Source organism: Paenisporosarcina sp. P4_E4_2, assembly GCF_056401595.1.
Genome location: NZ_JBFUJC010000143.1, coordinates 1 through 7,724, shown reverse-complemented (window position 1 = coordinate 7,724; position 7,724 = coordinate 1). Strand labels below are relative to the sequence as shown.

Here is a 7,724-nt window from a genome sequence, read left to right as displayed (position 1 = left end):
CAGTAAATATGGTGTGATTTATGATGGCACGCAATCAATTTCGAAACCAGGTTGACAATTTGGCCTTCCAGGTAGACAGTATCACTCTCCAGGTTGACAGAATTCCTCTCCAGGTTGTACAAAATTAGATCATCCGTACTTTAAAACAAGGAAGTGAGGTCGTGAATAGTTTGAAAAGCTATAATTCGTAGTACATGCTAAATATCAGTCAACACGACCAACGTTTCCAACACATGTTCAAGAAAATCCTCCAGCTCCCCCATGTGCTCTTCATTGATTTTGTGGTTAAATGCCACTTCAATTTTGTTCAAGTAACTTGACGCTTCCTGTCCATACTCAAAACTCAATATTTGTTTTACTTTTTGGCCTGGTTCCCATATACCATGCAAAGCTTGCTCGATCTTCATGCATTGCTCGGATACTTGTTGAACACGTTTATGAAATCTTAATACGAGGGAACACCCTGGACTTGTATCAGGCTTCTCCAAAATCTCAGCAGCTAACTCTTCCAAAGACGCTTCCAAAACAATTTCCGCTGTCACTTCTGGTTGACCGACCAATGTAAATTGGATGGCAAAACATCTACCCATAACGGAGAWATCCATTCGATCGACCCGGTTTGTAATGTCAACTTTTCGTTCGATCGTATCCAGGTCGTACACTTGATTTTCAAATGCGACTTTTAAGTTCTCGAAAACGGTTGGATCATACATATGGACACCTGACACCTCCGAGTTTTATGATGTGTAGTTAAAGATTCTGATTTCTGTTCTGCAATTTCAGCAGAAGTTGATATTGCCAAATACGTTCATTAGTCCTTGATATTTCATCAGTTTACGTTTCCAATAAACCAAATGGAGTCTCTTACAAAAGATTCATCATTTCCCTCGAATCCTTTAACTTCTAATCCATCAGGTATATGCAGACCCCATTCATTTTGAAGATACTGGACATTAGTAGAGGGTGGGAATACTTTATTGAATTCGCCGTTATGATTTAATCCTGCATAAAAACTTTCTAATCCAGCTTGAGTGTAACCGACCATAACCAAGACTCGATATAAATCTGGTATCGGTAGAAAACAGATGATTCTATATTCCTTTTCTTTTTCTGTTTTCAAATCATGCAATGCTTTAACAAAGTTAATAATCATTTGTAAGAACTCTCTTTTTTGGGATTTAGGAAACTTACTGTAATCCCCAAAATCTTCGTATATATCATCAAAACTATAGGATCTACATCCAAGATACGAAGGGCTTAAGTCTGGTGGGACTGGTAGCGATTGTGACCATTCTTCAATATTGTTTCTAAAATTACGGAACTTCCTTGTTTTTCCACGCACTTTCTTTTCTCTTAACATATTTAATGAAACACCTCTATTTTCTGTCTTACTTCTTAAGCAGTCTCAATCCCCTATAATGTTTTCTGATTGAAATGATCTAACGCTACATTGACCGAATACATGTCGTGAATGTTATTTTCCAGACAGTACTGGATGACTAAATCAAAGACATTGCTGTCTGATAATGAGTATCCTGCAGCACTCAAAAGCTCTTCAGTGTCATCGCTATCGAGCTGCAATGCCAAAGCCAGCGAAATGGTTGTATTTTTACTTGGACGATAGTCAGTATTGGAGCGAATCTTCGAAAACAGTTTGCGATCGATTCCCGCTTTTTTGTAAATATCGACATCACTCACTCCGGCATGATCAATGAAGCGAAATAACACTTGATTCAATGTAGGCTTGCGATGATTTTTTATATAGTCCTCCAAATCAATCGTGATATTTTCAGATTGTCGGCAGTACTCCAAATCCACTTGCGACTCTAATGTCATGGTCATTATCTCGTTATGTAAGTGATTCTGTATGTACTCTGCTAATTCATTCAAAATGTGCTGATTGAGCAAAAACATCCGCCTCCTAAAATGTCGCTTTGCAGGCGACCAAATCAATTTAAAAACTGGTTATGATTATCTTACCAACAAACGAAAGAGGATGATGACTTTGAATAACAATCGTACAGAAATTATTTTCTTGCTTGATCGAAGTGGCTCGATGTCTGGACTAGAAAAAGATACAATCGGAGGTTTCAATTCCTTTATTGAAAAGCAGTGTGAACTCGATGGAGAAGTCTCCCTTACGACAGTTCTGTTTGACCACGAATATGAAATTTTGTGGAACGGCATTAATGCAGCTGGTGCAAAGCTAACTAGTGAAGATTATTATGTAAGAGGTTCAACTGCCTTGCTTGATGCAGTCGGGAAAACCATTTTGGATGTCGACCGCAGATTATCCAAAACACCAGAAAATCTTAAACCGGGCAAATTCATATTCGTCATTACAACGGACGGAATGGAAAATGCAAGCCGTGAATTTACGCATGAAAAAGTGAAAAAGCTAATTAAACACCAGGAAGATAAACAGAAATGGGAGTTCATTTTCATCGGAGCCAACATGGATGCGGCAAAAGAAGCAAGCAGCATGGGCATTCAAGCAGAAAATGCATTTGATTTTGTTGCATCTGAGGATGGTGTTGAGTCCATGTATAACATGGTAAATGAGAATATTTCGATGAGAAGAATGGGTAATAGCAATCGATAGGTATTAGACATGCAAAAGACAAAGCAGTTAGGAAGATATCTCCTAACTGCTTTGTCTGCTATACATGCTTGTGACATACTTTTAAAGGTGCAGCTGTTGCTACAACCCAGTCGAGCAAAACAAGACAACCCGCCATCCATTCGGATCTTCAATTGTAATGCTATCGCCTTGCCAATAAGGATTTTCCGCTTCAACCTCCGGGTATCCCATCTTATCTAACCTCTTAGCAACATCGGTAATTACATCCCAATTCGGTAAATAAAGAACAAGTAAATTGTCTTTAGTTGGTGCTGGGCATGGCGTCCCTGATACATGACTCGTAAACTCCAAGTGATAGTTTTTGTCGGGAAGCCCTAACATCACCCCGTCATATCCGTCATGGTTCCAGAACTCTCCTACTCTTTGGAGACCCAACCCTGTTTCATAAAACTCTACTATTCTTTCGAGTTGATCCGTTGGTCTGGCGATTCTCATCTGCACCACGGGAAGGCTATTGGACCAAGGACTTTTCACTTTAATCGTATAAGGCAAATCTGAATGTTTCAATACTTGATAATGATTGCCTTCAACTTCCACTATTATTGGATGAATCGTAGCTGGTCGGTTTGTCGGATACCAATGCCGGCCTTCTTTCACCACCACAAAACTCCCAACATCATCACCATAAAATCTAAAGTTATCTGATTCAGTTTGATTTACATTTTTAATCGATGACAAGAAATCACTCATGTCCTTCACATCTGCACAAGGAAGCCCGACTTCACAAACATCGTACCAACCTTCACTTTCAAGAATTTCGCGCTCAAGGATTTCCACAATATTCCCGTCAGGATCAGTAAAGTAAACTTGTTTCCCCTTCCAATACCCGCTTAATTCCCCTTCAGAATTAGGCAAAATCATGACGTTACATTTTTTCAATTTCTTAAACATGTATTCATAGAAAGGTAAACTGGTTATTAATGCAAAGTGGTAAAGAGGAGCCTCAACATTGGGAGATTGCTGAAATGTAATAAGTGTATTTCCAGCTCTTACRGTAAAGAAGCTTTGATTTTCTCTTACAATTGACATCTCCAAAGTTTCCGTATAAAACTTTTTCATTTCGTGAATGTTCACGGTTTCAAATACGATTTTTAGAATCTTCATTCTCAACACCTCAAATGTATTGTACAAAATCACTTACCCGAACCATATGTACATAAGGATGAAAGAATGCTACGGCTTTTGGATGATGACAACATTAGACGTCCTGAAAAAGGTTTTAAATTATATCAAGTGATTTTATCAACTGGCATTTGAATCCTAAGTAATCAAATGCCAGGTGAAAAATTAAAGGGACATCTTTAAACCTTCATGGGTTGCTTTAAAGCCTAAACTTTCATAAAAACGTAAGGCATCTTCCCGCTTTTTATCCGTAGTGAGCTGAACCAAGTGACAACCTCGCTCTTTAGCACGTTGAATCCCAAAGCGAATTAGTTCGGTTCCGAGTCCTTTGCCACGTTCAGAAGAAGATGTTCTCACACCTTCAATCGTAGCCCGCCATCCACCTTGATGTGTAATATAAGGAGTAAATGTAATTTGTTGAACTCCGATAATTTCATCTCCGCGACAAGCTACCACCAACTCATTGTTAGGGTCAGCATTAATTGCCTCAAACGCTTTGAGATAGCTGTCTGGAAGTGGCCTTTCGTTCCGTTCTCGCTTGCTACCTAAAACATCATCAGCCAGCATTTCCACAATTTTCTCCAAATCTTGTTCTGTTGCAATTCTAAACTTTAGTTCTGTTCCCAAGAATATCCCTCCTTGTTAACCATCAATTTCTCCAAAGCAATTAGATTTTAGAGAAGCTAGATCTCTCTAACCACTAGTTCCTAGCACATCTGTATTTGGGGGTTCATACCCCATTTGACGCGCCATAGCTACGATCTGACCCTTGTGATGAAATTCATGGGTAATGACATGCATGAGCAGTTTAGCAGGCGTCATAGATATGATTTCTCCGCCTACTCTCCAGGGAATCTCTCTTTCAATTGGCACATCCATGTGATTCGAGAATACTTCAAATACCTCATTTACAAACGCATCTACTTGATTAAAACGAACTTTTATTTCATCCAAACCTATTTCGGCTAAATCGTCCTTTGCCGAAAGTGGCTTCTTCGTTTTTAATAAAATATAGGAACCTAACCAAGCATAATAACAGTCTGATATATGTACTAGTGAGTCTCTTAGACTTTGAAAACCGAAGCCATCCACTTGGCGAGTAAAATCATCTGGTTCTAGTTCACTACAAAAATCGAAAACGATTTCTCGAGTCTGTTTGACCCATTCATATTCAGTTTGATTCATTTCATACACCCCTTTAAGAAAAGAAGATAATCTTAAAACAAAAAAACTTTATTATTCCTCTTCTATTTTCCAGCTATTTTGTAACTTCCTAATATAAATGATTTGACCAATGTGATAGGCGTTATGAGTTGAGACATTACCGAGTACTGCCCACCACTCCACATGTTCAGGGAAACCATTCACTTCACTTTCAACTTTTTCTTCAGTTAATAAACCTTGCCATTGTAATAGCACTTCTAACAGTTGTTTTTTCAAATCGGTGAATGTTTGATGTTCAGGAATGATAAAGCTTTTATCATTATTTCCTATAGAAGGCACGGCATTGACGTGAGATTTTTGGTACCTTGTTTGCCATGTTTGATTCCAATATAAGAGATGCTGTACTATTTCAGCTATGCTATTACTATTTTCGTTTGGCTTCCAAAATGCTTCTTCCTCAGACAAACTTTTCACTGATTCTGAAAATGGAGCGTACCAACTAGGGTCATTCGCATTTGCTAACAACTGATCCGCTAAAACATCTTTTGCATGAAACATACTCCCACACTTCCTATCTTTTAGAGTTATTAGTAGATTCTACAAAGTACATGAATTGTCCTGTTATTATTGTTAATCACCTGTTTGCCTATTCTAAAAATAAAAATAGCAGTGACTAAGTCACCGCTCATTTCTTATTGATTGTATGTCTTTGTTTTTTCAGTAAGGCTGCTAGGACATATTTCTTCCTGTAATTCCTGAGTAATAATGGACATGTCCGTCATTAAAAGTTGTGGTTCCTGAAAATTCATGATAATGTGTTCCATCGTTCAAGTAAATAGGACGTCCCGTATCACCTGAAAAATGATGAACATGCCCTACAAAAGTGGTATTTCCCTCATAATAATGAACATGGTCCATCGCGAAATTTGTTGGGGTAGTCGTTCCCTGAACAAAATGTGAATGACCATCATTTATCGTCGTTTCCGTGGAATATTGGTGAACATGTAAATTGTTGTCGTTCCATCTTATGCCTAAAATTTCATGCTCGTGCACAAAATCTCCTCCTTATACGTTTAGATACTTCTATATATTTCTATGTAACAAAAATCTAATTCATCACATAGAAATTGTCTGTCCTATCAGTACTTTGTATTGGAAGAACTGACAGTGAAGTAAAGGGGAATTACAAGATAGGCAGTAAGATCTGTTTAGTTCTAGGGCTAATGAAAAAGAAAATAAGGTTTCAAGAAAGGGTCCTAAGTGGTCTGCTTAGGCAGCTTTTTTCATATTCAACTAATCGTGGCAGGTAGTTCAAGAAGAAAAATGGGATGTTATTTCTTATAAGAACCAAACAGTACTTTTTTATAAAACATAATCATTTTTTCAATCGATGGACTTCCTTAGTTAGGTAGTCAATTTGTTTTTGCATGTCAGCCATTTGACGTTCTTGATCTGCTTGACTTTTTTTATCTTGACGTTCACTTTCAATGGTATTTTCAAGATCTATTATAGAAGCGAACGTTTCTAATGCTTCTGCAAGTGTTGAAATTACTCCTGCAACCACTGCTAGTTTTGCTGCATAAATTTCTGGCGATATAGAATTCTGTTCTCCTTGGTCTGGAATGCCTTCTTTCACTGATTTGGCCTCCTTGGGTAATCGTTTTAAAGTCACACTTTTATTTAATGCTAATGAATGTAAATTTGACCATCATCGAATTACATTGAGCAAATTGTTTCAGTTGAAATACGATAAAAAAAACGAGCGGTGAGTTAATCATCGCTCGTTTTCTTTGTAGATAAGGGCGCTATTTGATTTGATACCGTTTCAATAAAATGCTTTAAAATCCGTGCAGTCAAACCCCAAATCGTATACTGTTCGTAGTCATAAAACCATTCTTCCATCATCCGTGCTCTCCATTGGTACTCACTGCCGTTCACGATCTTATCATATGGAAAATCCTCCATCGGCATCGGTTGAACGGGGACCATGTGCACGTATGGTTTATGGTCCAACAACCATTTGACGGGGATTGTAAATGTCTCCTTCACTTCATCTGGATTGAAGGAATAGGTTTGATGGTGATCAATGGTCGCAACGAATGGATAGACCACCAATGACGACGTTGGTATAAAGACGCTCATCTGCCCCAGGACGTGAATGGCTGATGGATCAATTCCCAACTCTTCATGTGTTTCCCGAATAGCTGCGTCCATTGGGGATGCATCGGTCGGATCGATTCGTCCACCTGGAAAACTGATATCCCCTGGTTGCTTTCTCATCGTCAGTGAACGCACTTCAAACAGAACATGCCATTCTCCCTCCACTTGAACAAGCGGAATCAGAACTGCCGAACGCATCGCGGTCTCCTCGCCAATAAACAGAGGTTGATTTTGATTTAATCCATTTTTTATCTTTTCCAGGAACATTGAATCTCCCCCCACTTCATTGTTTTATCTATCCCTATCGTATCATGAAAATCTTGAGATAAAAGAAATGAAGTGCCAAGCTGACAACGGACTTGAAATGGTTTTCTATTGGTTCTGTTTCATAAATGCAATGGTTTGTTTCAAGCCTTCTTCATATGAATTAGTTGGGACTCTTCCTATCAGCTTTTCAACCTTTTCACCATTCAGTACAACCGGTTCTTCATTTAAATAGAACATTTCAACCACTCAAAGTTCGGTACATGCGTAAAGGTGTTTCAAGAGCGATATTTAGAAGTAGCATGGGTATAATAAAAGTACAGTAGAAAACTCTAAAATAGAATGTCCTTGTTCAGTGAATAAAGCATAGTAC

Annotated in this window: 12 protein-coding genes and 1 pseudogene; 1 reads left to right on the top strand and 12 read right to left on the bottom strand. The window is 38.3% G+C overall.

What is annotated here, in order from left to right:
* Positions 1-197: 197 nt before the first annotated feature.
* From AC1DSB_RS11140 to AC1DSB_RS11130, 3 genes are all read right to left on the bottom strand, one after another.
* Positions 198-713, bottom strand: coding sequence for a hypothetical protein (locus AC1DSB_RS11140; RefSeq protein WP_477586727.1), 516 nt, complete (start codon positions 711-713; stop codon positions 198-200).
* Between the two features lie 116 nt (positions 714-829).
* Positions 830-1,360: a DUF3916 domain-containing protein gene (locus AC1DSB_RS11135; RefSeq protein WP_477531577.1), complete on the bottom strand. Its 531-nt coding sequence runs from the start codon at positions 1,358-1,360 to the stop codon at positions 830-832.
* A gap of 53 nt (positions 1,361-1,413) precedes the next feature.
* Positions 1,414-1,914: a hypothetical protein gene (locus AC1DSB_RS11130; protein ID WP_477531576.1), complete on the bottom strand. Its 501-nt coding sequence runs from the start codon at positions 1,912-1,914 to the stop codon at positions 1,414-1,416.
* Between the two features lie 85 nt (positions 1,915-1,999).
* Between AC1DSB_RS11130 and AC1DSB_RS11125 the strand changes: the two genes are divergently transcribed.
* A complete protein-coding gene (locus AC1DSB_RS11125) occupies positions 2,000-2,602 on the top strand; it encodes a vWA domain-containing protein (RefSeq protein ID WP_477531589.1) in 603 nt (200 codons plus the stop codon).
* Positions 2,603-2,701: 99 nt separating this feature from the next.
* Here the strand turns inward: AC1DSB_RS11125 and AC1DSB_RS11120 are convergent, their stop codons facing one another.
* From AC1DSB_RS11120 to AC1DSB_RS11080, 9 genes and pseudogenes are all read right to left on the bottom strand, one after another.
* Positions 2,702-3,076 carry a VOC family protein gene (locus AC1DSB_RS11120; RefSeq protein ID WP_477531588.1) on the bottom strand — a complete coding sequence of 125 codons (375 nt, stop codon included), beginning with the start codon at positions 3,074-3,076 and terminating at the stop codon, positions 2,702-2,704.
* A gap of 345 nt (positions 3,077-3,421) precedes the next feature.
* Positions 3,422-3,745, bottom strand: a pseudogene (locus AC1DSB_RS11115) (VOC family protein); the annotation flags it as partial.
* Between the two features lie 183 nt (positions 3,746-3,928).
* A complete protein-coding gene (locus tag AC1DSB_RS11110) occupies positions 3,929-4,390 on the bottom strand; it encodes an N-acetyltransferase family protein (protein ID WP_477531575.1) in 462 nt (153 codons plus the stop codon).
* 66 nt (positions 4,391-4,456) lie between these two features.
* Positions 4,457-4,948: a DinB family protein gene (locus tag AC1DSB_RS11105; RefSeq protein WP_477531574.1), complete on the bottom strand. Its 492-nt coding sequence runs from the start codon at positions 4,946-4,948 to the stop codon at positions 4,457-4,459.
* Positions 4,949-4,999: 51 nt separating this feature from the next.
* Positions 5,000-5,485: a DinB family protein gene (locus tag AC1DSB_RS11100; protein ID WP_477531573.1), complete on the bottom strand. Its 486-nt coding sequence runs from the start codon at positions 5,483-5,485 to the stop codon at positions 5,000-5,002.
* A 171-nt stretch (positions 5,486-5,656) separates the two neighbouring features.
* Positions 5,657-5,980, bottom strand: a complete 324-nt coding sequence (locus tag AC1DSB_RS11095) for a YmaF family protein (protein ID WP_477531572.1) — start codon at positions 5,978-5,980, stop codon at positions 5,657-5,659.
* Positions 5,981-6,302: 322 nt separating this feature from the next.
* A complete protein-coding gene (locus AC1DSB_RS11090; protein WP_477531571.1) occupies positions 6,303-6,563 on the bottom strand; it encodes a hypothetical protein in 261 nt (86 codons plus the stop codon).
* Between the two features lie 134 nt (positions 6,564-6,697).
* A complete protein-coding gene (locus AC1DSB_RS11085) occupies positions 6,698-7,354 on the bottom strand; it encodes an NUDIX hydrolase (protein WP_477531570.1) in 657 nt (218 codons plus the stop codon).
* Between the two features lie 105 nt (positions 7,355-7,459).
* Complete coding sequence (locus AC1DSB_RS11080) at positions 7,460-7,591, bottom strand: hypothetical protein (protein WP_477531569.1); 132 nt, start codon at positions 7,589-7,591, stop codon at positions 7,460-7,462.
* Between the last annotated feature and the right edge of the window lie 133 nt (positions 7,592-7,724).

Bases quoted from the DNA above. Each gene is read 5' to 3' on its own strand.
- AC1DSB_RS11100 (WP_477531573.1), bottom strand. From the start codon at position 5,485: ATGTTTCATGCAAAAGATGTTTTAGCGGATCAGTTGTTAGCAAATGCG.
- AC1DSB_RS11085 (WP_477531570.1), bottom strand. From the start codon at position 7,354: ATGTTCCTGGAAAAGATAAAAAATGGATTAAATCAAAATCAACCTCTG.
- AC1DSB_RS11135 (WP_477531577.1), bottom strand. From the start codon at position 1,360: ATGTTAAGAGAAAAGAAAGTGCGTGGAAAAACAAGGAAGTTCCGTAAT.
- AC1DSB_RS11120 (WP_477531588.1), bottom strand. From the start codon at position 3,076: ATGAGAATCGCCAGACCAACGGATCAACTCGAAAGAATAGTAGAGTTT.
- AC1DSB_RS11125 (WP_477531589.1), top strand. From the start codon at position 2,000: ATGACTTTGAATAACAATCGTACAGAAATTATTTTCTTGCTTGATCGA.
- AC1DSB_RS11105 (WP_477531574.1), bottom strand. From the start codon at position 4,948: ATGAATCAAACTGAATATGAATGGGTCAAACAGACTCGAGAAATCGTT.
- AC1DSB_RS11130 (WP_477531576.1), bottom strand. From the start codon at position 1,914: ATGTTTTTGCTCAATCAGCACATTTTGAATGAATTAGCAGAGTACATA.
- AC1DSB_RS11080 (WP_477531569.1), bottom strand. From the start codon at position 7,591: ATGTTCTATTTAAATGAAGAACCGGTTGTACTGAATGGTGAAAAGGTT.